Source organism: Suttonella indologenes (assembly GCF_900460215.1).
Classification (GTDB): Bacteria; Pseudomonadota; Gammaproteobacteria; order Cardiobacteriales; family Cardiobacteriaceae; genus Suttonella; species Suttonella indologenes.
The window spans coordinates 1,571,960-1,595,891 of record NZ_UHIA01000004.1 but is presented as its reverse complement, the minus strand read 5'-3'; the positions used below and the strand labels follow the sequence as shown (position 1 = coordinate 1,595,891).

The window sequence follows — 23,932 nt, the reverse complement described above, 5'->3', positions numbered from 1 at the left end:
TTGTTCAGAGTGTTTTGCGATAGGGGCGCGAGTTGCGCGCGCGGTTGTAGTTGTCTTGTTTTTTCTGCGGCAGTTCACTGATGTCAATCGGCGTGAAGCCGCGTTCTTCAAACCATTGTCCTGTTTGGGTGGTGAGTAGGAAGAGGCTGCGTAGTCCTATGCTACGGGCGCGTTTTTCCAGTTCGGCGAGCAGGTAGTCGGCGCGGTGGTGTTGACGGTATTCGGGAGCGACTGCCAGACAGGCGAGTTCGGCGGTCTGTTCTTGCGGATAGGGGTAGAGGGCGGCGCAGGCGATGATGGTGTTGTCGCGCATGAGGACGTGGAAGTGTTCGATTTCTTGTTCCAGCGTGGCGCGGCTGCGCGGTACGAGTATGCCTTGTTCTTCCATGGGACGGATGAGGGCGATGATGTGGTTGATGTCGTCGGCGGTGGCTGGGCGCAGTTGGTCGTAGTGTTCGGCGGTTACCATGATGCCTTTGCCGTCACGGGTGAAGAGTTCTTGCAGGAGTGCGCCTTCGCGTGCGTGGTCGATGAGATGCACGCGGGCGATGCCTTGTTCGCAGACATTAGCGGCGAGGTTGAGGCGTTGGCAGAGCCATGTGTCGGGGTATTGGCTGTGACGGGCGGCGGCGGGGTTGAGTTGGTGCGGGTATTGGGCGGCAAGGTAGTTTTCGACTTGGGCGCTGAGGTAGATGAGTTTGTCGGCTTTGACGGCGGCGGCGGTGGCGGCAGCGATTTCGTCGCTGTTGAGGTTGTAGCATTCGCCGGTGTTGCTGAAGCCGATGGCGTTCATGAGGACGATGGCGTGGTCGGCAAGGTGTTTGCGGATGGCTTCGGTGTGGATTTTGCGGATGCTGCCGGTCATGGCGAAGTCAATGCCTTTGAGGATGCCCAGCGGTTTGGCGGCGAGGTAGTTGCCGCTGCTGATTTGAACGGCGGCGTCTTGCATGGGGGAGTTGACCGCGCCCATGGAAAGGGTGGCTTCAATGGCGAGTTGTACGCTGCCGGCGGCGTTGATGATGGCGGGCATATGGGCTTTTTCGCTGATGCGGTAGTTGCCGCTAAAGCGGGATCTGAGTCCTGCGGCGGCAAGGTTGCGTTCGATTTGGCGGCGAATCGCCGGCACGAGTATGAGGCGAATGCCGAGGCTGTGCAGGAGGGCGCAGTCGTGCAGCATGGCGGTCATGTGCGGATTGTCGAAGTCGGCTTCAAAATGCAGGACGAAGGTTTTGCCGCGGTGGCGGTGGATGTAGGGCGCGGCTTGGCGGAAAAAGGAGAGAAAGTCTTGGCTATTCATGGTGGATGGTGATGGCTAGGGGAAGGTGGTCGGAGGCGCGAAAGGGCAGGATTTGCGCATCGGCTGCCAAGCGGCTGTTAAAGAGCGCATGGTCGAGGGCTTTCTGCGGTTTCCAGCTGGGAAAGCTGGCTTGCTGTCTGCCGAGCAGGCGGTAGCCGTGTTCGGTCAGAACGCGCAGCGCGCTGCTGTCGGGGCGGCAATTCAAATCGCCGCAAATCAGAATGTTGTCATGGTTTTGCAATCGGGTGCGGATAAAACGCAATTGGCGGTGTTGGTCGAGTTTGCCGAGGCTTAAATGGGTGTTGGCAATTATAAGCGTGTCTTGGGCGTTCAGGTCGATGCTTGCCGCCAATACGCCGCGTCCTTTGATTTGCGAGGGCAGAGGGCTGTCTAGGATGATGTTGAGGGGGTAGCGGCTGAGAATGAGATTGCCGTGCAGGGACAGTTGTCCGACGCGGCGGTTGGTTTGCACCGCATCATAGGGAAAATCGGTCAGTTCCAGCAATTGTGCATGCTGGCTTTTAAAGCCGTTGCGCAGTCCGCCCAGTTCGATTTCCTGTAGGCAGACGACATCGAAATCGCGCAGAAATTCGGCAATCCGCTCAAGATTGCGCTTTTTGGCGGGAGTGGGCAGGAGTTGCCGTGGCCATTGGTAGCTGTAGCTGAGGTAGCTGTTCGAATGAATCGCGGCTTGGATGTTGTAGCTTAAAATGCGCATGATAGATTGGGTAAAATCCTGAATTATATAGTGGCATTTGCTTGAATGCCATATGCCGCAAACGCCGCCATACGGCTTATGCGATAATAAGCGTTTTTGACCTTTGGGGAAGATATGAAAAACCCGATGATTTTTGCATGGCTGTTCTCGTTTTCTGGTCTGATTTGGGCGCAGACGGCAAGTCCTTTATTCTCTGTTACGCCGACTCCGGCACCCGTACCGGAAGGCAGACCCAGCAATATCGCGGCGGAGATTCCGGCGGATATTTTGCGTGAGAACGAGCGTTTTTTCACGATTAGCTCGGAAAACGATTTGTTCGGATCCGGACGCGACCGCGATTATACCAACGGCATCCGTTTGACGTATTTTGATGTAGGGCGCGATCAGCCTGCCTTAATTCATTGGCTGGACAGGGTATTGCCGATGTTCCAAGTCAATAAAACCACGACCAGCTATTATTCGCTGGGGCAAAATATTTATACGCCGCATGATATTTCGGCGGCGGATGTGATTGAGGGCGACCGCCCTTATGCCGGCTTTTTATACGGCTCGATCGGCGTGAGCACGGCGGTGGATAATTATATTGATGATGTTGAATTGACGCTGGGCATGGTCGGTCCTTCTGCTTTGGGCAAGCAGGTGCAGACGGAGTATCATAAACTGATTGATGCGGAAAAACCCGCGGGCTGGGCGCATCAGATTTCTGACGAGCCTGTGGCGATGCTGTCTTGGGAGCGTACTTATCCGGGACTGTGGCGCAGCAAAATCGGCGATAGCCTGTACACCCGCTTTAATCCGCATTTCGGCGTCACTTTGGGAACGGTGTACACCTATGCTAATGCGGGATTCAGTCTGGATTTGATGCCGCAGGATATGCCTTGGCAGACCCGTCCTATGCGCGTGCGTCCCGCCATTTCGGGCAGCGGATTTTTTGAAACGCCGGAGAGCGGACATTCTTGGATGCTGTTTGCCGGCTTTGACGCCCGAGCGGTGGCACGCAATATCTTCCTTGACGGCAACACCTTTAAAGACAGCTATAGCGTGAAAAAAGAACCGATTGTCTATGATGCGGAAATCGGCGCGGCCTATACTTATCAGCGCCTGCGCTTAAGCTATACCTTTAACTGGCGCAGCAAAGAATTCAAATCCCCGCACAGCAAAGAATCGACCTTCGGCTCGATTTCCTTGAATTACCGCTTTTAAATGTCGGCGGCGGGAATTACTCTTTATCGCGCCACCATGAGCGACTAGGACTGTGGGCGGAAAAAATCTCGCCTATCAGCGGCGTCAGCATATCCACGCCTGCTCTCTGCGCTTCTGCGCTGCTGGCGATTACAGGGGCGTTCCAAGCATGCGGCGATAAGGCGTAAGCGCCCCAATGTATCGGCATCAAGCGGCGGGCTTGCAGGTCAAGTGCCGCTTTGACGCTGTCTTGCGGCTGCATATGATTGTCGCGCCAAGCCGCGTGATATTGTCCGTTTTCAATAAAAGCCACATCGAAGCCGCCGAATTTTTGCCCGATTGCGGCGAAATGCGCGCCGCCGCCGTAGAAACTGTCGCCGGAAAAATAGAATTTTTCCTGTGCATCGCACAATGCATAGCTACAACACAGCGAGCGGTTGCCGTCAAACAGATGCCGCCCCGAATAATGCAGACTGGGCAGGGCATGCAGGCGCACTGCGTCAGATACATCTAAAAACTGCCACCAATCCAGCTCCTGTATGCGTGCTTTGGAAACGCTGCATTGCGCCAACCATTTTCCCAAACCCAGCGGTACGGCAAATCGACACTGCTTTTGGCGGGCAAAAAAACCTATAGCGTGGCGGTCAAGATGGTCATAATGATTGTGGCTGATGATAATCCAATCCATTGGCGGCAGGGCTTTTAGCGGCGCAGGCGCTGCCTGAAAACGTTTCGCCATTATCGGAATCGGCGAGGCATAGCGGGCAAAAACCGGGTCAAAGAAAATCTTTTGTCCTTGCATCTGCGCCAAAAGGCTGGAATGTCCGAACCAAATGAATTGCGCCTGCGGATTGGGTGCAAGAAAATCCGCCCAATTCGGCGAAGACATGGGCAGCGCCTCGGGCGGGCGGTAGCGTTGCGGCAAAAAAATCAACTGCGCCATTGCCCGACAAGTGCCGAGCGGATGCAGCGGTGCTCGTTTAGCCGTCGGGAAACGCCGTTTGTGCTGTTGAGGCGCTTGCGCTTCTAGGATGTTCATTTAAGGCAAAGTTTTTAAGGACGGGTATGAAAAAAGCCTCGCATCGGCGAGGCTTTGTCAGTATGGCGATTACTCGCTGACAGTAATGCCGCCTTTCATCACAGCATAGTGACCGGGGAAGCTGCAGAAGAATTCGTATTCGGTACCGGCTTCCAAACCTTCGGTTTTGAAAGTCACAGAATCTTCTTGACCGCCGCCAATTAATTTGGTGTGGGCAACAATGCGCTCATCACCTTCTTTGATGTACCCTTTAGCAGGACCGGCAGCAATAGCGTCTTTAGCGACGGCTTCCATATCGGCTTTTTTGGTTACTACCACATTGTGTCCCATTGCCACCGCAGGCAATTTACCGACATGTTTCAAATGTACGGTGAATTCAGGGCATTCGCTTTTATTGATGCTGAATTCTTTCACGTCGAATTTCATCGCATCGTCACCAGAAATAGTGATAGCGCATTTGTCAGCACCGGCTGCTGCAGCTTCTTCGGCTTTTGCAGCCTCTTGCGCCATCGCGTTCATGCTTAAAGCAGCCAATAATGTTGAAATCATCAATTTTTTCATAGAAGTTCCTCTTCAGTTAATCAAAATAATGCAATTTGCATTGTGCTGATAATAGCGCAATTATCGTCTTGAGGTAAAGTTATTAAACAAAATGGTAAGGTGTTGATAGAAATCAATCCTAAGCGGGACTTAATAAGTCGGCGGAATACTTTGTCAATCTTGTTATTTAAGGCTATGATGCGATGTTTGATTATTGATTTGTCTTAATGAGGATTTATGAAAAATACAGATGATTTGCGCATTACCCAAATTCGCGAACTATTGCCGCCGATTGCTTTGCTGGAAAAATATCCCCTAAGCCAAGCGGCGGCGGAAGTTACGCAAAACACGCGCGATAAAATTCATGCCATGCTGCACGGGCAAGACCGCCGTTTACTGGTCATTATCGGACCTTGCTCGATTCATGATACCGAGCTGGCGAAAGATTACGCCCGCCGCTTGCTGCCGCTGCGCGAGCAATATCAAGACAGCCTTGAAATCGTTATGCGGGTCTATTTTGAAAAACCGCGCACCACGGTCGGTTGGAAAGGCTTTTTAAACGATCCTTTCTTAGACGGCAGCTTTGCCATCAATGACGGCTTGCGCCACGCCCGACATCTATTATTATCGCTCAATGAAATGGGCATGCCGGTGGCGACCGAATTTTTAGACATGATTACCCCGCAATACATTGCCGATATGGTTGCATGGGGCGCAATCGGCGCGCGTACCACCGAAAGTCAAGTGCACCGCCAATTGGCATCGGGCTTATCCTGCCCCGTAGGCTTTAAAAACGCCACTAACGGCGACATGCAGATAGCCGTTGATGCCATCGCTTCCGCCAATGCGCCGCACGCCTTTTTATCCGTGACCAAATTCGGGCATTCCGCCATTGTGAACACCAAAGGCAATGAAGATGCACATATTATCCTGCGCGGCGGCAGCAAAGCGCCGAATTACGATGCGCAATCGGTCGCCGACTGCGAAGCCCTATTGGAAAAAACAGGACTGCCGGCAAAAATTATGATTGATTTCAGTCACGCCAATTCCTTAAAGCAATATGAGCGGCAAATGCTGGTCGGTGCAGATGTCTGCGCGCAAATCCAAGCGGGAAATGCGGCGATTTTCGGCGTGATGATTGAAAGCCATTTGGTCGCCGGCAGCCAAAAATTGATTGACGGCAAAGCGGAAGTTTATGGACAAAGCATTACCGATGCCTGCATCGGTTGGGAAGATACCGAGAAAATTCTTGCCGAATTGGCACAAGCCGCCAAAGCGAGAATGGTATGAAAAACGTCTTTTTCATTGTCTTGATAGGGGCGGCATTGACAGGCTGCGCCAATCAACAGGGTACGGGCGTCGGGCAGCAGCTTGCCGCCACATGGCTGAATAATGAATGCCACCGCTATATCGAAGGGCAGCAAATTTGGCAGCTGGGCAAAATTGCCTTGGGTAATGATGCCGATTTCTATAAAAAGCAGGTCTGCCAATGCGCTTCGCAGGAAGCGGCAAAAAATATGAACACTGAGCAAATGATCGGGTTGGCGAACGAGCGTAAGCGCCCGCAGATTTTACTTGAGATGATTGCGCCGACGGTGGTGGTTTGTTATCGGGAATTAAAAGGTCTGTTTTAATCCTGCTGCAAAAGCATATGAGAAAGCGCTGAATACCGTTTTTTTGAAGTTAAAAGGCGATATTTATTAATAAGCGCTATAATAGGCGGCGCATTTAATTGAAATGCCCCTAACGTTTAAGGAATCAATATGAAAAAATTATTAGCGATGAGTTTATTAGCCGTATGCAGCCATCATGCCTTTGCACAAATGGAGAGCTTTGACGACATTTTCCACACAGGAGAGGAATCTGAGAAAGTTGCCGAATCGATGATGCAGGAAGTGATGATGTCGGTGATGACTGCCGCTATGGCAAACGGCGGCAAAGAAATCGATGAAAAAGAAGTCGCTCAAAAAATGTTTCAAGGTATGTCAAAACATGCTGAGCCCTTGAAAGCGGCGATGCAGAAAGATTGCGCTGCAGAGGAAGATGCCAAGGCTTGCGCTTGTTTTTATGATCAAGTCGATTTAAAAGAGATGTTTTCTGCGCTGGAAAGAGCGGTCGTGAATGCGAAATCTGAGGAAGATGTCGATAAATTGATGCGGCCTTATATGGAAGGCGTGGAAGCGAAAAAAGCGCAGTGTAAATTAGACTAAGCACGACGCATTGCCGATGAATATCATCAAAGAATGGAAAAATTTAATATAGTCAATTCATGACAAAGTTGCACACCTAAAAATACCAAGCTTTACTATTGTGCGGGCTAACATATAAAAGCTGTGTCTTTATTTGAGCTGAATTGACTATACATTGATTTTATGTTTCTACTTCTTTGATTCGCATAAAGGCTAGGAATTCCTAGCCTTTTTTATGTTCCAAATCACCAAGTCATGCCGGGGGTTTTGACCGGCGCATCCCAGTATTTGAGAAGCATGTCGTCCACGCGGGTTAAGGTAATGGAGATGCCTTGCATATCCAGCGAGGTGCAGTAAGAACCGACAAGACTGCGGGCAATTTCAATGCCCTGTTCTGCGCAGCGCTGCTGCAGACGATGATAGACGCCGTACAGTTCTGATACCGGTACGCTGCCGAGATTGTTCACTAAGGCAATGACTTTATCGCCGCTTTTCAACGGACTTTTCTCGCTGATTTCTTCGTCCCAAGCGCGACTTTCTCTGTTCCAGTTGCGCAGGGTGCGGCTGTAGGTGCCATTTTCAATCAAGGTAGCGAACATTTGATCGACGACGGTATCAAGATTTTGATATTGACGGCGTTCGATGCCAGGCTCGCCGTGTATGCCGACGCCAAATTCGATTTCGTTTTCCGTCAATATGAAAGACGGTTTGCCGGCTGCCGGCACGGTGCAGGCGTCTAGGGCGATACCGATGGAGAAGCCTTCGTTATTGATGTGTTTGCCGAGTTGCACCAATTCGTCAAGACTGACGCCGTCGCGCGCCGCTGCGCCGAGGAGTTTTTCCATGATGACGGTATTGGCAACGCCGCGTCGTCCTGTCGTCCACGTGCTGTCTTTAACCGCAACGTCGTCATCAACCAGTACAAAACCAACATCTATGTCTAAATCTTGTGCCAATTCGGTGGCGGTTTCAAAATTAAGCACGTCGCCGGTGTAGTTTTTCACAATCAGCAATACGCCTTTGCCGGCATCGACCGCTTGCGCGCAGGCCAATACTTGGTCGGGCGTGGGCGAGGTAAAGATTTCTCCGGGCACACCGCCGTCTAACATGCCGTCGCCGATAAAGCCGCAGTGCATGGGTTCGTGTCCGCTGCCGCCGCCGCTGACCAAGGCGACTTTATCGGCTATCGGCGCGTCTTTTCTGGTGATGAAAGTTGGGTCGCTGTGTAATTTCAATCCGTCATGGGCGCTGACAAAGCCTTGCAATTGTTCCGTTAAAACAGTTTCTACACGGTTAATGAGTTTTTTCATAATGTATCATTCCTTATTAAAAATAAAGGGCTTAGTACGGTAAAGCACCAAGCCCTTGTGTTTATTTAGCCATCGGCTAATTAAAAATATGATAAACGATGGCGGCTAAAATAGCACCTGCGACAGGACCGGCACATGGAATCCAGCCGTATTCCCAATCCGGACGGGTGTTGAATTTGCTGCCGATGAAGGTTAATACCGCGCGCGGCGCATTATCACGTGCCGGGTTGATGGCATAACCTGTGGTTCCGCCTAAGCTCAAACCGATTGACCACACTAAGAGCGCGACCGGTAAAGCACCCAATGAGCCTAAGCCGATAGGCGTTGCGTCCGCCGTGCCGGGAGCGAATTCCGCGCCGACAATGTAAAGAATGACGAATATCAAAACGAACGTGCCGATGACTTCGCTGATGAAGTTGTTGCGGTAATTGCGGATGGCAGGCTCGGTGCAGAAGCATGCACGTTTAGCGCCCTCATCTTCCGTTACTTTGAAATGGTCGATATACACGGTATAGACCAACAAAGCGCCCAAAGCACTGCCGATGAATTGCGCGATGATATAAGGTACGACGCTGCCCCAGGCAAATTTGCCGGCTGCCGCCAAACCGATGGTCACCGCCGGATTGAGATGCGCGCCTGAAGCGCCTGATACCAAGACTGCAACATAAACGGCAAATGCCCAAGCGGTGGTAATCACAATCCAGCCGCTGCTGTTACCTTTGGTGCCTTTCAGTACGACGTTTGCCACCACACCATTACCTAACAATATCAAAATCATGGTACCGACGAGTTCTGACATAAAAGGACTCATAGCTTACTCCTCAACCCACTGTTGTGCCGCTTTCACTGCTTTGTTCCAATAGCGCAAGATTTTTTCCAGTTTTTCTTTTTCCATCTCAGGACTGAAACTGCGATCTCGCTGCCATTGGTCGCTGATTTCTTCGGTACTGTTCCAGAAACCGACTGCCAAACCTGCCAAATAGGCGGCTCCTAAAGCAGTGGTTTCCAATACTTTCGGACGAATAATATCGAATTGGAAGACATCGGCTTGAATTTGCATGAGCAAATCACTGGCAGATGCGCCGCCGTCAACACGGAATTCTTGGGTTTCCTGACCAATGTCTTTTTCCATTGCCCGCACGATGTCATGCACTTGCAGAGCAATGCCTTCTAAGGTCGCGCGTGCGATGTGGGCGTCGGTGGTGCCGCGCGTGATGCCGATGATGGTGCCGCGCGCGTATTGATCCCAATAAGGTGCGCCCATGCCCGCCAAGCAAGGTACGAAATAGACGCCGCCGTTGTCTTCAACGGTTGCCGCCAAGCTGTTAATCGCATCGGAGGTACGGATGGCACGCAAGCCGTCGCGCACCCATTGAATGGCCGCTCCACCTACGAATACGCCGCCTTCCAGCGCATAAGTGATTTTATCGCCGATTTTCCAAGCAACGGTCGAAAGCAGATTGTTTTTCGATTCCACCACTTCCTCACCGGTATTCATCAGCAAGAAGCAGCCGGTGCCGTAGGTGTTTTTGACCATGCCTTTTTTGGTACACATTTGTCCGAATAAAGCCGCTTGTTGGTCGCCGGCAATCCCTGCAATCGGCACTTTGCCGCCCAGAATGTAGCGACTATCGACATAGCCGTAAATTTCGCTGGAAGATTTGACTTCCGGTAGCAGCGATTTAGGCACTTGGAAGAGTTCGAGCAATTCATCATCCCATTGCATGGTGTGAATGTTGAACAACATGGTACGGCTGGCATTACTCGGGTCGGTTACATGCACTTTGCCTTCGGTCAAACGCCATACCAGCCAGCTGTCCACCGTGCCGAATGCCAATTCGCCTTTTTCCGCTTTCTCGCGCGCGCCTTCGACATTATCCAAAAGCCAACGCACTTTGCTGGCGGAGAAATAGGCATCGATGACCAATCCTGTTTTTTTGCGGATGAACTCTCCGTGTTCTTCTTTCAAGCTGTCGCAATAGCGCGCGGTGCGGCGGTCTTGCCAGACAATCGCGCGCGCAATCGGTTCGCCGGTTTTTCTGTCCCAAATCATCGTGGTTTCGCGTTGGTTGGTAATCCCCACCGCCGCGATTTCATCTTCACGCACCCGCGCTTTGGCAATCGCTTCCTGCATGACGGAAAGCTGCGTACTCCAAATCGCCTCGGGGTTATGTTCTACCCAGCCCGGCTCCGGAAAATGCTGCGTGAAATCTTTTTGTGCAACGTTTACGATTTCTCCTTGGTGATTAAATATAATCGCACGCGAAGAAGTGGTGCCTTGGTCAAGGGCAATCACGTATTTTGTCATGTCTAATCTCCTGTTTCTCTATGATTTATGACAAAGTATATTGCGCGACTAAGGATTTGAAGCTCTCAATCTCGCTATTTAGGCGAACGCTGTCCCAATTCAGACGCGTCGCCATAAATTCTGCGACTTTCTGTGCCGCTTCGCCGGCAGCGCGGGCGTCTAAGAATAATAAACGGATACGGCGCGCCAATACGTCTTCCAGTGTCAGCGCCAGTTCATGCTCAATCGCCCAAGCCACTTGCGCCAAAGTATAAGGATAGTTAGCGTGAATTTTCTCTGCCAATTGACTGTCTTGTACAGCTAAAGCATTAATTTTTTCCGCATCCGAACCATAAACCGCCATATGGCTGTCGTCTAAATGCGCGCCGCTGAGGCTGCCATGCAATGCCATATCCACCGTTTGACAGGCTTTCTGCGGCAATAAGCCGGCATTAATCGCAGCATCGACGGTATCTTCGGCCATTTGGCGGTAAGTTGTCCATTTGCCGCCGAAGATATGTACCAAACCGGAATTGCTGACCTCGACTTTATGGCTGCGCGAGACTTCTTTAGTGGATTTGCCCTCTTCTTTCGGCGCGGCAAGCGGACGCAGTCCGACGAAAATGCTGCGCACATCGGCGCGCGTCGGTGCGCGTTTGAGGTAATCTTTGGCGGTTTTGAGAATGAATTCAATCTCTTCTTCCAAGGGCTTAGGCTCGTAATGCACGTCTTTAATCAAGGTATCGGTAGTACCGACCACTAATTTGCCATGCCAAGGTACAGCGAACAAGACGCGCCCGTCGCTGGTTTTCGGTACCATCAAAGCATCCTCGCCGGGCAGGAAATCGCCGTCGATAACGATATGTACGCCTTGACTAGGCACAATACGCGCTTTTTCGCCGGGTTCGTCCATCGCAATGATGTCATTGGCAAAAACGCCTGTGGCATTGATGATGGCTTTGGCTTTCAAATTGTATTCCGTGCCACTGATAGCGTCTTTGCAGCTCAGTCCGCAAATTTTGCCTTCCGCATTTTTCTCCAAAGCCGTAACCGCGCAATAATTGAGTACGGTCGCGCCTTTATCGATGGCAGTTTGCGCCAAAGTCAAAGCCAAACGCGCATCGTCGAATTGACCGTCGTAATAGCATACGCCGGCGCGCAGTTTTTCTTCTTTAACGCCGTTTAAACGTCGGCGTGATTCTTGTTCAGACAGATAGCGCGTTTTGCCAATACTGAGTTTGCCGGATAAGCGGTCATAAAGCCATAAGCCGAAGGTGTAATAGGGCGCGGTCCACCATTGTTCGCCGGGGATAATAAAGGCTTGGTTTTTAAACAAATGCGGTGCGTTTTTAGCAAGACGTCCGCGTTCGCGCAAAGCCTCGCGTACCAATGCCACATCGCCTTGTGCCAAATAACGCACGCCGCCGTGTACCAATTTGGTCGAACGGCTGGAAGTGCCTTTGGCAAAATCTTTGGCTTCCAATAATAGCGTGGCGTAACCGCGGCTTGCCGCATCAAGCGCCGCGCCCAGTCCTGTTGCACCGCCGCCGATAATAATCAGATCCCATTCTTCTTGGGTGGATAATTTTTCTATTCCAGCTGCTCTGTGCATATTACTGCTCCTCATGTTCGAAAATGCAGAATGTAGCACTTGCATGATTTTTTTGACAAGATAAATATGTCATGAAATTGATAAATAACGGTGTTTTTTAGCAATTTTAAGTGGGAAATTCCGCAAATTTTATGTGATTTTTTAGAAATCGTATTCATAAAGCTTAGAGTTGGGTAGCTTGTACCGTATAAAGTAACTTGCACCGTATAAAGAGGACAGCAGTGATTTTATTCGCCAAAGATGACATATAGGTAAGTTAAGCGGTATGATGCGGATTCGTTTAGACACCAAGGAGCTTTAGAGAATGTCTTATCAGAAAAAAAGAGTGCCGGTATTGGCACTGGGCTTAATGCTATTTGCTTTGTTTTTTGGCGCTGCCAATCTGATTTTTCCGCCTTTTTTAGGTTTACAGGCCGGCGAACAAGTGCAGTCTGCAATTTTAGGCTTTTTAATCACGGGCGTGGGCTTGCCGCTCTTAGCCATTGTCGCAGTTGTGCAAAGCGGCGAATATGAATTGGAAAAACTGGCAGGGCGGGTGCATCCGATTTTCGGAGTAGCTTTTACGGTGGCTTTGTATTTATCCATCGGTCCTTTATTCGCTATTCCGCGCACCGCAACGGTGTCTTATGAAATCGGCATCATGCCCTTTATCGGCGAGGCAAGCGACACAACAAAAGCGGTTTTGCTGTTTTGCAGCAGTGCGGTATTTTTCGGCATTGCCTGCTTTTTGGCATTAAGCCCGAGCAAATTGGTCGATCGTATCGGCAAAATCTTGACGCCTCTGCTGTTATTAGCGATTGCCGGCCTGATTGCCGCGGCAATTATCTCACCCTTAGGCGGAGAAGAAGCAGTGCTGCCTGCGGCACAGGCGGACTATGCCAGTCAAGCAATGGTTAAAGGCTTTTTAGAGGGATATAACACCATGGATGCTTTGGCGGCATTGGTCTTTGTGGTGATTGTCATCAATGCGATTAAGGCATTCGATGTGCAAGATTCCTTATTAGTCAGTCAATTGGCTTTTAAGGCTGCTTTGATTGCCGCCTTCTGTTTGGCAATGGTATATTACTTTATCAGTCTGCTTGGCGCCGCCAGCGTGCATTTGGGCATGGAAATGAAAAACGGCGCACAAATCCTTGCTGCCGTCACGCAGCATTATTTCGGCTTGGCGGGAAAAATCGTCTTGGCAAGCATTGTCTTATTGGCTTGTTTGACGACCGCTGTCGGTCTGATTAGCGCTTGCGCAAGCTATTTTACGCAATTATATCCGCGCCTTAGCTATCGCCAATACGCTTATTTATTCACCTTGGTCTCGTTGATTTTGGCTAACAAAGGTTTGAACGGAATTATCGCCTTTTCTATTCCGGTATTGGTCTTGCTCTATCCTTTAACGATTGTATTGGTTGCCTTGCTTTTGTTGGATAAATTATTTGCCGGCAAAACACATGTGTATGCCTTAACCATGTTTATCACCTTGGTATTTGCCTTAATGGATAGCTATCAGGTCAGTTTCGGTTTTAGCGATGTGCTGAAGCAATGGCTGAGCGAAAATCTGCCTTTGTACCAATACGGTCTGGCATGGTTGCCGCCGGCCTTTATCGTGTTTGTGATTTCTGCTCTGATTCCGCGCAATCATCGCTAATCTCCGGCAGGGACAGCGGCGCTAAAAATACTAAAGCCGTACCGCTGTTCCAAGACATGCCTGCCGTCTCTGCCTGCATCTCATTGCGTGCAAAGGCGGCAATATGCGCTTCTGCGGTGGCGTTTTCTACCGTCCAACGTAATCCCCGATAAGACAAAGCCTGCAAAGTATCAAAAGCAAAAAGGCTGACCTTATCTCCCACGCTGCCTTGCCACTGAATACTTACTTTTCCCTGTGCCTTCACAATTGTGGCATTGTTGCGCCAGAGAATCGCAGGTGCGGCAATTTGCGGCAAGACCCATAAATTGGCAAATTCATGATCCGCTTCATCACCGCCGCTGCCTAAGATATAGAGCACACTGTTTGGAAAATGCTTGTCCGCATATGCCAGTGCCAATTCAAAATCGGTTTGGGATTTATCGCTTGGGAATGTGCTGCGCACAATGGCGCTGCGCTTTGCGTTTATTTCGCTGCTGTCAAAATCGCCAATCCACAAATCCACAGTCCAAGCGCAGGTTTCGGCATATGCAATGCCGCCGTCAACAGCAATCACAAAATCCTCTTTATCAGGCGCAATAGGGGCAGGGCTATAATCGCCGGCAAGTAAAATCCAAACTTTTTTTCTATGCATCTGTGTTACTTCATGTGGAAAAGGGAGAAAATAAAACAAAATAAAACAAAATAAAAAATATGTAAATACGGATATTTGGCAATAAAACGGTAACAAACATTTGATAAGGTGCGCGGCAGAGTTTACACTGCTTATGCCCAAAAGGTAACTATCTTTATTTTTTATTGTTCAGGAGTGATTATGATTGGTTTTTTAAAACCGGCAGAACATAAGCCTCGCTTACCTGCCGAACAAATTGATCCCACTTATCGCCGCCTGCGTTGGCAGGTATTTGCCGGGATTTTCTTCGGCTATGCGGCGTATTATTTTGTCCGCCGCAATTTCGACCTTGCCATGCCGGGTATGATTGAAGCAGGCATGTATACCAAGGCGGAATTAGGCGGTATCGGCACGGCAATCGGTCTTGCCTATGGTTTGTCGAAATTCTTTATGGCATCCATTTCCGACCGCGCCAATGCCCGGGTTTTCTTATCGCTGGGTTTGGTCTTATCGGGCTTAACTATGATGGCAATGGGCTTGTTCCCTTGGGCGACCTCTAGCGCCTTCATCATCTTTGTATTGCTGTTTATCAACAGCTGGTTCCAAGGTATGGGCTGGCCGCCTTGCGGACGCACAATGGTGCATTGGTGGTCAAAATCCGAGCGTGGTACGATTGTATCGGTATGGAACTGTGCGCATAATGTCGGCGGTTTGATGCCTAGTGTGATGGTTTTATTGGCAGGTTTCATTTTCTCGCAAACCCACGGTGTAGAAGCCTCTCATAAAGATATTTGGCGCGAAGCCCTGTGGTATCCGGGTTTGGCAGCAACAGTTATCGCCATTCTTATTTTCTTCTTGATGCGCGATACGCCGCAATCTTGCGGATTGCCGCCGATTGAAGAATACAAAAACGATTATCCGGACGATTATGACGAAAAAACCTATGAGCATGAACTTTCAACCAAAGATATTTTCGTTACCTACGTCCTGAAAAACCGTTTGCTGTGGTACATTGCGGTTGCTAACGTCTTCGTTTATCTGATTCGCTACGGCATTCTTTCTTGGTCGCCGACCTATCTCAGCGAAGAGAAACACTTTGACTTCAAAGGCACCGCCTATGCTTACGGTATCTACGAATTAGCCGCCATTCCCGGTACCTTATTATGCGGTTGGGTATCGGATAAAGTATTTAAAGGCAAGCGCGGTTTGACAGGTTTTATCTTTATGATTTTAACCACGATTGCCGTTATCGCTTTATGGCTTAATCCGGCAACTCCGGTTGATGCGGCGGGTAATGTGGTGGCGGAATATGCCAATTTACCTTGGTATAAAAACCCTTATCAATTTACCGATTTCTTGCTCATGACCACCGTCGGTTTCCTTATTTATGGTCCGGTGATGTTGATTGGTTTGCATGCTCTGGAACTGGCACCTAAAAAAGCGGCAGGTACGGCAGCAGGCTTTACCGGTTTATTCGGCTATCTCGGCGGTACAGTGTCTGCTTCCGCCGTAGTCGGTTGGGCAGCGGAACATTACGGTTGGGACGGCGGTTTCTATGTGATGATCGCAGGTAGTGTTCTTGCCGTTATCTTGTTATTCATTACCATGATTGAAGAAGGAAAACATAAAGCGCGTATCGCTGAAAGTGAGCGTCTTAAGCCCTAATCTTCGATAGATAAGTAGAGAAAGGGAAGCATATGCTTCCCTTTTTTGCATTATGATGCGGGAAACTGAAAAAGTATAGTTGATTTATAATATACTCACCAAACCCCAAAATATAGTCGAAGAATTGAAAAACTGATACAAAGTGGCGAGTTGTATACGTTAGAGAAAGTACGGAAAAGTGAGTCAAAACTGTAACTCTTTTTAAATTCTTTGACTATAGAGCTTTTTCCATGTCTTTTACCCAGCTTTCATAGCGGTTGATGCTTTGAATGGCGCGCTCATTAGCGGCGTTGTATAGTTGAAGAATTGAAAAAATGGTACGAGGTAGCGAGCAGCAGGCAGTACAGTGAATGCGGCAAAGTGAATCGAATCTGTAACTCTTTTTAAATTCTTTGATTATATAGTCAATTCATAACAAAGTTGCACACCTAAAAATATCAAGCTTTACTATTGTACGGGATAACATATAAAAACTGTGTCTTTATTTGAGCTGAATTGACTATAGCATTCAATGTAGGCATTTAATTTCTCGGGGAAAGGGACATTTTAGGTGCTAAAAAGTTTGAAAAACCTTATTCTGTAAGGCTTTTAGCGAGGTCAAAAGCTTTGAACACAAAAAATGCTTTTTCTGTGGCTCAAAACAGGTCAAAAAAGACGGCAGACAAAATCATCAGCAACGATACAAATGCCGGCAATGCGGTAAGCGTTTTAGCAGCAAAAAGCGTCTTAACCCTCAAGAGTTGTGGACACTTTATAGTAGCGGCAAACAAAGCATGCAAGAGCTCGCCCAACGTTTTTCCTGCAGCCGTAAAACCATTGCTAGATATCTCAAACAAGCCCAACTTAGAGAGCCTGAACAACGGCATTTTTCATCAGTCAATATCATCATGGATACTACCTACTTTGGACGTAAATTTGGTGTGATGGTGCTGTATGACAGCATCAGCCGACAAGCCTTATCGGTCAGCGAGGTTAAATCAGAAAGCAATGCATTGTATCGACAAGCCATACGAGAGCTACAAGAAAAAGGAATACATATTCAGAGTATTATCTGCGATGGCAGAAGAGGATTAACCTCATTATTTCCCGATATTCCCATACAGCTTTGTCAATTCCACCAAGTCAAAACCATTAACCGTTATCTGACAAGAAAACCTCAAACAGCAGCGGCAGTAGATTTAAAACAACTTGCCTTAAGCCTAAAAAACAGCAGCAAAGCGGCATTTGAAGAGCATTTGAATAACTGGCATAAGCAGCATAAAGACTTTCTCAACGAACGTAGCTCAAATCCCGAAACAGGTAAATCACACTATAGGCACAAACGTTTAAGAAGTGCTTATAACAGTCTGAGGCGCAATCTGCATTGGCTTTTTACCTTTGAAGATTATCCGGAGTTAAACCTGCCAAAAACCACCAATTTGCTTGAAGGAAAATTTGGTGATCTGAAAAGACTTTTAGCTTGTCATTGTGGCATGGGAAAGGACAATAAGGTTAAGTTTATAAAAGATTATTTTGCTTAAAAAACGCTAGATAGCACCTATTTTGTCCCTTAGGGCTAAAGAACTCGAAAACAGCACCTAAAATGTCCCTTTGCTCAATTTCTCAGAATTGTTGTCCTGGGCAAAGCTAGGCAGGGTAGTCATCGCCAAAGCAATCGCGCAGCTGATAGATTTCATGTTCATCAATTTTTCTTATGTAAATAAAAGGGAGGGCGATAATAGCAGCAGATGAATAAATTTGCGACACTTTTTTAGAGCTAGAGCTAGAGCTAGAGCTAGAGCTAGAGCTAGAGCTAGAGCTAGAGCTAGAGCTAGAGCTAGAGCTAGAGCTAGAGCTAGAGCTAGGATAGGTGATTATATTATAAGCAAAAAAGCCCGCTGTGGCGGGCTTTTGAGTGTGAAAACGCTCTTAGCGTTTTTTCTGCGGCGGAAGGTCGGTGCAACTGCCTTCAAAGACTTCTGCCGCTAGTCCGATGCTTTCGCCCAAGGTGGGGTGCGGATGAATGGTCAGGGCAATGTCGGCAGGAACGGCGTTCATTTCAATCGCCAATGCGATTTCGCCGATCATATCGCCGGCATTCGGGCCGACAATGCCGCCGCCGATGACGCGACCGTTGTTTTTATCGACAATCAGCTTGGTAAAGCCGTCTTCGCAGCCGTTGGCAATGGCGCGTCCCGATGCCGCCCAAGGGAAGACGGCTTTTTCAATCGCGATGCCGTCGTTTTTCGCACTCGCTTCGGTTACGCCGACCCATGCCACTTCCGGAGAGGTGTAGGCAACGCCGGGGATGACGCGCGCGTCGAAGAAGGCTTTGTGTCCGGCGGCGACTTCGGCGGCAACGTGGGCTTCATGCACGGCTTTATGGGCGAGCATGGGTTGTCCGACGATATCGCCGATGGCGAAGATATGCGGCTGGTTGGTACGCATTTGTTTGTCCACGGGAATAAAGCCGCGTTCGTCCACGTTCACGCCTGCCGCTTCGATATTGAGGGCTTTGCCGTTCGGACGGCGTCCGACGGCGACCAGCACGCGGTCGTAGCGTTGCGCTTCGGCAGGCGCGCCTTCACCTTCAAAGCGCACGTAAATGCCGTCTGCTTTGGCTTCCGCACCCACGGTTTTGGTCTTGAGCATGAGGTTTTCAAATAAATCCGGATTGCGTTTTTGCCAGACTTTGACGAGGTCTTTGTCCGCTCCTGCCATCAGTCCGTCCATCATTTCTACGACGTCAATTTTGCTGCCTAAGGCGTGATAGACGGTCGCCATTTCCAAGCCGATGATGCCGCCGCCGACAACCAGCATTCTGGCGGGTACATCTTGCAGTTTCAGTGCGCCGGTGGAGTCAATCACGCGCGGGTCCTCGGGCATGAAAGGCAGTTTGACGCTTTCGGAGCCGGCAGCGATGATACACTGTTTGAATTGAATTTTTTTCTCGCCTTCAGCGGTGCTGACAGTGAATTCATGGCTGCCGCTAAAACGCGCTTCGCCTTGTATCACATTGACTTTGCGCGCTTTTGCCATGCCTGCCAATCCGCCGGTGAGTTTTTTGATCACGCCTTCTTTATGTGCGCGCAGGGCATCAAGATCGATTTCGGGTTTGGCAAAGCGGACGCCGCTTTTAGCAAGCGAGGCGGCTTCTTCCATGACTTCGGTAACATGTAACAAGGCTTTGGACGGAATGCAGCCTACGTTTAAGCATACGCCGCCTAAGGTGGAATAGCGCTCGATAAGGGTAACGTTCAAGCCTAAATCCGCTGCGCGGAAAGCGGCGGAATAACCGCCCGGACCGGCACCTAAGACGACTAAATCCACTGCGCCTTCAGGGGCTTTGCTCGATGCAGGGCTGTCGGCTGCGGAGTTTGCCGCCGCTGGTTCTGTTTTTTCGCTAGGCGTTTCAGTCGGTTGGGCAGTAGCGGTGTCGTCGGCGCTTTCAACGCTGCCGATTTGATCACCTGCTTTGACTTTATCGCCGACTTTGACGCTCAGATTGGTAATTTTACCCGCCGCAGTTGCCGGGACTTCCATTGAAGCCTTATCCGATTCAAGCACGATGAGTGAGTCGTCAAGAGCGACGGTGTCGCCGACTTTCACGAGAATTTCGATAACATCAACGGAATCAAAGTCGCCAATGTCAGGAATAATAAGAGGACTGTTAGCCATGGGAACTCCTGTGTGTGAAAATTAAGAAAGAGGATTGTGGGCAAGGAAACGTTCGGCATCAAGCGCCGCCATGCAGCCGCTTGCCGCCGAGGTAATCGCTTGACGGTAAATTTGATCGGCAACGTCGCCTGCGGCAAAAATGCCCGCGATGCTGGTTTGGGTCGCATTGCCCTGCGAGCCGCCTTGTACGCGCAGATAGCCGTTATCCATTTCCAGCTGTCCTGCAAAAATGCCGGTATTGGGCTGATGCCCGATGGCAATAAAAATGCCGTCAACGGCAATCTCTTCGCGCTGACCGTTATTATTGACTAATCTTGCGCCGGTAACCCCGCTCTGATCGCCCAGCACTTCTTCTAATTGGCTGTTGAGTTTGAGTGCGATTTTGTCTTCGGCGACTTTTTGCATGAGTTCGTCAATCATGATTTTTTCCGCGCGGAAGCTGTCGCGGCGATGCACGAGGGTCACTTTTTCGGCAAGATTGGCAAGATAAAGCGCTTCTTCAATTGCGGTATTGCCGCCGCCGACCACGAGAACGGGTTTTTTGCGATAGAAAAAGCCGTCGCAAGTCGCACAGGCGGATACGCCGCGACCTTTAAAAGCAGTTTCAGAAGGCAGTCCTAAATATTTGGCGCTGGCGCCGGTGGCGATAATTACGGCTTCGGCGCTATAGCTGTCGCGTTCGCCGTTCAGAGTAAAGGGGCGGGCGGAAAAATCGACCGATTGAATGTAGTCATTGATGATTTGTGTGTTGAAACGCTGCGCATGCGCCAGCATTTGTTCCATCAATACAGGGCCTTGAATGCCTTGGGCAGCGCCCGGCCAGTTATCGACGTCCGTAGTGGTGGTCAATTGTCCGCCGGGTTCCAATCCGGAAATAATGACGGGATTCAAGCCTGCGCGCGCGGCGTAAATCGCCGCCGTGTATCCGGCCGGGCCGGAACCGATAATGATTAAGCGGTGTTTTTGCATGATTTTTCCTTGTTTACGAGCCGTTCGGATACTTGCTCAACGATAGTTAGCAAGGCATTATAGCGGTTTCGGCACAAAATGGGGGAATGATGACAGTTACATGGGTTTTAGGTATCGATATCGGGCAGCGTAAAACGGGTTTGGCAATCGGGCAAAGCATGACCGGTTTAGCAAAGCCTTTGGCCTTATTGAAAATACCGGTGCGAACGCTGCAGGCGGCACATTTTCAGTCCTATATTAAGGAATGGAAGGTTAATGCGGTGGTCATCGGTTTGCCGCGTTTGGTAGACGGCAAAGCGCATCCTTTGCAAGCCGAGATCGAAAGAATTGCCGAGGCTTTGCGCCAAGCATATCAATTGCCGGTGCATTATGCCGATGAGATGTTGAGCAGCCATGAAGCGCGGCAGCGTTTCGGCAAAAGAGAGGAGTATGACAGCGCGGCGGCGGCGGTCATGGTGGAGTCGTATTTTGCAGAGAATTCTTATCGCATTTAGGGCGTATTTGCGCTATGCTATCAAATGATTTTGGAATATGTTCACAGTTAGGAATAATAAGGAGTAGTTGTGGCTGGAAACAATAGTGATGTCAAAGTGTTAATTGTAGATGATAGCGGCACGATTCGTAAAACAGCGGAAGCTATTTTAGGCAAGGAAGGCTTTACGGTGGCAACTGCTGAAGATGGTTTTGCGGCATTATCAAAGATTATCGCATTTAAGCCAAGTATTGTTTTTCTCGATATCATGATGCCGCGTTTGGACGGTTATCAGGTTTGCTCAGTCATCAAAAGCAATCCGGATTTTAAGACGACGCCAGTCATTATGTTGTCAAGTAAGGATAGTGTGTTTGATAAGGCGCGCGGAAAAATCGTAGGTTCTGATTACTTTATGACCAAACCCTTTTCGCGCGATGAATTATTAGGCGCAATTCAAAAACATGTTAAAAGTTAATTAAGGATAAAAGATGAGCGCAACTATTTTAGTCATAGATGATTCGCCAACAGAAGCAGGTATTGTTAAGAAAATTCTTGAGCAAGCAGGTTATCGCGTTTTGTGGTCTGAAAATGCGACTATTGGTATCGAAACAGCGATTAATCAGCAGCCGCAATTGATTTTGATGGATGTGGTAATGCCCGGCATGAGCGGCTTCCAAGCCACACGAAAATTAACTAAAAATCCGCAAACCCAACATATTCCAATTTTGATGTTAACTACAAAAGACCAAACCTCGGATGAATATTGGGGAATGAAAAACGGCGCCAGCAAATACATGATTAAGCCGCCAACGAAAGAAGTATTATTAGCCGCAATCGAAGAGTTATTAGTATGAGTGCCGATGTGCAAGCGGATGCGTCACCATTTCAGACCTTGCTTCATTATGCCGAGATGAGCCGTGAACGGCGTGAAATGCGCGTTAATCATGGCGATTATACGGACGGTTATTTGGCATTTAATGTTAGCGACGACTATTATTTGATAGGAATGACGCAAGTATTGGAAGTGGCGACTGATGTAGGCAATATTACGCCTTTGCCTTTTAGCCCTAATTGGCTATTAGGGCTGACCAGTCATCGCAGCGAAGTGTATTCTGTCGTGGATTTCGGACGATTTTTAGGTAAAAAATCGCGTCCGACAACAGGCAGACAGCAAATAAAAAACTTCATTTTATTACGCGATGTCGGACAGGGATATATCTTAAAAGTAGACCACGTTTATGGAATTCGTTCTTGCGAAATCGGCTTATTGCAATCTCAATATGGATGGATTGATGGGCATGCGCATATGGAAGAAAAGGATTGGATGCGGATTAATTTAGCAAATCTTGTTGCAGATACCGCATTTGTTCAAAGCATACAATAAGGCAGAAATAATTATGGTAAAAAATCGTAAAACAAATAAAACAGCAAGTAAATCGAGTGCTGTTTCTTCTTTAGTATTGGCATTGTTGGCGGTGACCGCGATTGCGACCTTGGCAACAATTCTCGGTTTATTGATGGGGAATGCAGAAGCGCCATTTTCATTATTCGGCGCGGTTGAATTAAGTACGGATAAAATAAAATATTTAGTAATAGGATTGGTTGCTCTTTATATCGCTTGTGCTTTGTTGTGGGCAGGTAGCGTATTGAAAGATTATAGTGAAGCAAAAGCAACTATTGCAGAGCAGGAAAGAAAAGCGGAGCAGGGTCAAGAAGCTATTTTGCGTTTGATGAATGAATTGTCCGAGTTCTCAAATGGTGATTTGACGGTTGAGGCTTTGGTAACCGAAGATATTACAGGCTCAATTGCCGATTCGGTAAACTATGCGATTGAATCGATGCGCGAGTTAGTAGGTACGATTAACCGTACTTCAACGCGTGTAGCCGATGCGACAGTCGGTACGAAACAAATCGCAGAAGAAATGCAGGCGTCTTCTATTCGTCAAGCAGATAAAATCAATTCCATTACAGACGTTATTGCCAACATGGTACATTCTCTTGACCATGTTGCTTCCAGTTCAACAGATTCTGCGGAAATCGCACGTAACTCGGTAAATATCGCCCAAGAAGGTGCGCGTCGTGTAAACGACACTATCAACGGCATGAATCTGATTCGAGAAAATATTCAAGAAACATCTAAACGTATTAAACGTTTGGGTGAAAGTTCGCAAGAAATCGGAAATATCGTTGAAATTATTAAAGGCATTGCCGATCAAACCAGTATTTTGGCATTGAATGCCGCTATTCAGGCAACCACTGCCGGTGAGGCGGGGCGCGGCTTTGCGGTTGTTGCCGACGAGGTTCAGCGTCTGGCGGAACGTTCGTCGAATGCGACCAAACGAATCGAGTCTTTGGTAAAAACCATTCAGACGGATACGAATGAAGCCGTGGCATCGATGGAAAAATCTACTCGCGAAGTAGTATCGGGCGCCAATATTGCGGAAGAGGCAGGTTCTTCTTTGAATAAAATTCAAGATGTATCCACATCGCTTGCCGGTATGATTGAAAAAGTTTCTGATTCTACGCGTAAAGTATCGCGTATGGCTGAAGGCGTGTCTGACGATATGCATGAGATTAATGCGATGGCGACCGTCACTTCAGCAAACGTATTAAAAACTTCTAATGCGATTACGAATTTAAGTCGATTGTCCGAAGATTTGGAAACCTCTGTTTCCGGATTCAAATTGCCGCAAGGTTATTAAGTTTTTCACCGCATTTCAGGAAGAATTAAGGCTCTTAAGGGGAT

General features: G+C 48.8%; 22 protein-coding genes and 1 pseudogene. 12 read left to right on the top strand and 11 right to left on the bottom strand.

The features are described from left to right. Positions 1 to 4 precede the first annotated feature (4 nt). Entirely contained in the window at positions 5 to 1,297 is a 1,293-nt protein-coding gene (gene argA / locus DYC63_RS11840) for an amino-acid N-acetyltransferase (RefSeq protein WP_115219386.1), read from the bottom strand. After that, entirely contained in the window at positions 1,290 to 2,015 is a 726-nt protein-coding gene (locus DYC63_RS11835) for an endonuclease/exonuclease/phosphatase family protein (RefSeq protein WP_115219385.1), read from the bottom strand. The genes argA and DYC63_RS11835 overlap by 8 nt, the downstream gene beginning before the upstream one ends. Before the next feature lie 114 nt (positions 2,016 to 2,129). Between DYC63_RS11835 and DYC63_RS11830 the strand changes: the two genes are divergently transcribed. After that, on the top strand, positions 2,130 to 3,218 hold the full coding sequence (locus DYC63_RS11830) for a lipid A deacylase LpxR family protein (protein WP_115219384.1): 1,089 nt from the start codon (positions 2,130 to 2,132) through the stop codon (positions 3,216 to 3,218). A 16-nt stretch (positions 3,219 to 3,234) separates the two neighbouring features. Here the strand turns inward: DYC63_RS11830 and DYC63_RS11825 are convergent, their stop codons facing one another. Then, positions 3,235 to 4,236, bottom strand: a complete 1,002-nt coding sequence (locus DYC63_RS11825) for an MBL fold metallo-hydrolase (protein WP_115219383.1) — start codon at positions 4,234 to 4,236, stop codon at positions 3,235 to 3,237. 69 nt (positions 4,237 to 4,305) lie between these two features. After that, on the bottom strand, positions 4,306 to 4,797 hold the full coding sequence (azu, locus tag DYC63_RS11820) for an azurin (protein ID WP_115219382.1): 492 nt from the start codon (positions 4,795 to 4,797) through the stop codon (positions 4,306 to 4,308). A 216-nt stretch (positions 4,798 to 5,013) separates the two neighbouring features. On the opposite strand from azu, the gene aroG reads away from it, so the two are divergent. The 3 genes from aroG to DYC63_RS11805 all read left to right on the top strand — a co-directional run bounded on the left by aroG (position 5,014) and on the right by DYC63_RS11805 (position 6,986). After that, positions 5,014 to 6,066, top strand: a complete 1,053-nt coding sequence (gene aroG / locus DYC63_RS11815; RefSeq protein WP_115219381.1) for a 3-deoxy-7-phosphoheptulonate synthase AroG — start codon at positions 5,014 to 5,016, stop codon at positions 6,064 to 6,066. Beyond that, the gene (locus tag DYC63_RS11810; RefSeq protein ID WP_115219380.1) at positions 6,063 to 6,410 is read left to right on the top strand and encodes a hypothetical protein; all 348 of its coding nucleotides are present in this window, start codon (positions 6,063 to 6,065) and stop codon (positions 6,408 to 6,410) included. The genes aroG and DYC63_RS11810 overlap by 4 nt, the downstream gene beginning before the upstream one ends. 129 nt (positions 6,411 to 6,539) lie before the next feature. Beyond that, positions 6,540 to 6,986, top strand: a complete 447-nt coding sequence (locus DYC63_RS11805) for a hypothetical protein (protein WP_115219379.1) — start codon at positions 6,540 to 6,542, stop codon at positions 6,984 to 6,986. 224 nt (positions 6,987 to 7,210) lie between these two features. Here the strand turns inward: DYC63_RS11805 and dhaK are convergent, their stop codons facing one another. The 4 genes from dhaK to DYC63_RS11785 all read right to left on the bottom strand — a co-directional run bounded on the left by dhaK (position 7,211) and on the right by DYC63_RS11785 (position 12,174). Next, complete coding sequence (dhaK, locus tag DYC63_RS11800; protein WP_115219378.1) at positions 7,211 to 8,275, bottom strand: dihydroxyacetone kinase subunit DhaK; 1,065 nt, start codon at positions 8,273 to 8,275, stop codon at positions 7,211 to 7,213. A 76-nt stretch (positions 8,276 to 8,351) separates the two neighbouring features. Continuing rightward, the gene (locus DYC63_RS11795) at positions 8,352 to 9,086 is read right to left on the bottom strand and encodes an MIP/aquaporin family protein (RefSeq protein WP_115219377.1); all 735 of its coding nucleotides are present in this window, start codon (positions 9,084 to 9,086) and stop codon (positions 8,352 to 8,354) included. Positions 9,087 to 9,089: 3 nt separating this feature from the next. Beyond that, positions 9,090 to 10,583, bottom strand: coding sequence for a glycerol kinase GlpK (gene glpK, locus DYC63_RS11790; RefSeq protein WP_115219376.1), 1,494 nt, complete (start codon positions 10,581 to 10,583; stop codon positions 9,090 to 9,092). Positions 10,584 to 10,608: 25 nt separating this feature from the next. Continuing rightward, positions 10,609 to 12,174: a glycerol-3-phosphate dehydrogenase/oxidase gene (locus DYC63_RS11785; RefSeq protein ID WP_115219375.1), complete on the bottom strand. Its 1,566-nt coding sequence runs from the start codon at positions 12,172 to 12,174 to the stop codon at positions 10,609 to 10,611. A gap of 304 nt (positions 12,175 to 12,478) precedes the next feature. On the opposite strand from DYC63_RS11785, the gene brnQ reads away from it, so the two are divergent. Next, the gene (brnQ, locus tag DYC63_RS11780; RefSeq protein WP_115219374.1) at positions 12,479 to 13,813 is read left to right on the top strand and encodes a branched-chain amino acid transport system II carrier protein; all 1,335 of its coding nucleotides are present in this window, start codon (positions 12,479 to 12,481) and stop codon (positions 13,811 to 13,813) included. Here brnQ and DYC63_RS11775 read toward each other — a convergent pair. Then, complete coding sequence (locus DYC63_RS11775) at positions 13,767 to 14,444, bottom strand: thiamine diphosphokinase (protein ID WP_115219373.1); 678 nt, start codon at positions 14,442 to 14,444, stop codon at positions 13,767 to 13,769. The two genes, brnQ and DYC63_RS11775, sit on opposite strands and share 47 nt — an antisense overlap. Positions 14,445 to 14,624: 180 nt before the next feature. Between DYC63_RS11775 and glpT the strand changes: the two genes are divergently transcribed. Together glpT and DYC63_RS11760 are read left to right on the top strand one after the other, a co-directional pair. Next, positions 14,625 to 16,088, top strand: coding sequence for a glycerol-3-phosphate transporter (gene glpT, locus DYC63_RS11770; RefSeq protein WP_115219372.1), 1,464 nt, complete (start codon positions 14,625 to 14,627; stop codon positions 16,086 to 16,088). A 629-nt stretch (positions 16,089 to 16,717) separates the two neighbouring features. Beyond that, positions 16,718 to 17,608, top strand: a pseudogene (locus DYC63_RS11760) (IS256 family transposase, variant Zn-binding type); the annotation flags it as partial. Between the two features lie 388 nt (positions 17,609 to 17,996). Here the strand turns inward: DYC63_RS11760 and lpdA are convergent. Both lpdA and trxB read right to left on the bottom strand, forming a co-directional pair. Beyond that, complete coding sequence (gene lpdA / locus DYC63_RS11750; RefSeq protein WP_115219370.1) at positions 17,997 to 19,745, bottom strand: dihydrolipoyl dehydrogenase; 1,749 nt, start codon at positions 19,743 to 19,745, stop codon at positions 17,997 to 17,999. A 21-nt stretch (positions 19,746 to 19,766) separates the two neighbouring features. Next, positions 19,767 to 20,714: a thioredoxin-disulfide reductase gene (gene trxB, locus DYC63_RS11745; protein WP_115219369.1), complete on the bottom strand. Its 948-nt coding sequence runs from the start codon at positions 20,712 to 20,714 to the stop codon at positions 19,767 to 19,769. Positions 20,715 to 20,803: 89 nt separating this feature from the next. Here trxB and ruvX point away from each other — a divergent pair, with 89 nt between their 5' ends. From ruvX to DYC63_RS11720, 5 genes are all read left to right on the top strand, one after another. Next, entirely contained in the window at positions 20,804 to 21,208 is a 405-nt protein-coding gene (ruvX, locus tag DYC63_RS11740; RefSeq protein WP_115219534.1) for a Holliday junction resolvase RuvX, read from the top strand. Between the two features lie 69 nt (positions 21,209 to 21,277). Then, on the top strand, positions 21,278 to 21,661 hold the full coding sequence (locus DYC63_RS11735) for a response regulator (protein WP_115219368.1): 384 nt from the start codon (positions 21,278 to 21,280) through the stop codon (positions 21,659 to 21,661). 13 nt (positions 21,662 to 21,674) lie between these two features. Further along, on the top strand, positions 21,675 to 22,040 hold the full coding sequence (locus DYC63_RS11730) for a response regulator (RefSeq protein WP_115219367.1): 366 nt from the start codon (positions 21,675 to 21,677) through the stop codon (positions 22,038 to 22,040). Beyond that, entirely contained in the window at positions 22,037 to 22,570 is a 534-nt protein-coding gene (locus DYC63_RS11725) for a chemotaxis protein CheW (protein WP_115219366.1), read from the top strand. Before DYC63_RS11730 ends, DYC63_RS11725 begins: the two co-directional genes overlap by 4 nt. Before the next feature lie 13 nt (positions 22,571 to 22,583). Then, a complete protein-coding gene (locus tag DYC63_RS11720; protein ID WP_245888195.1) occupies positions 22,584 to 23,888 on the top strand; it encodes a methyl-accepting chemotaxis protein in 1,305 nt (434 codons plus the stop codon). Positions 23,889 to 23,932 lie beyond the last annotated feature (44 nt).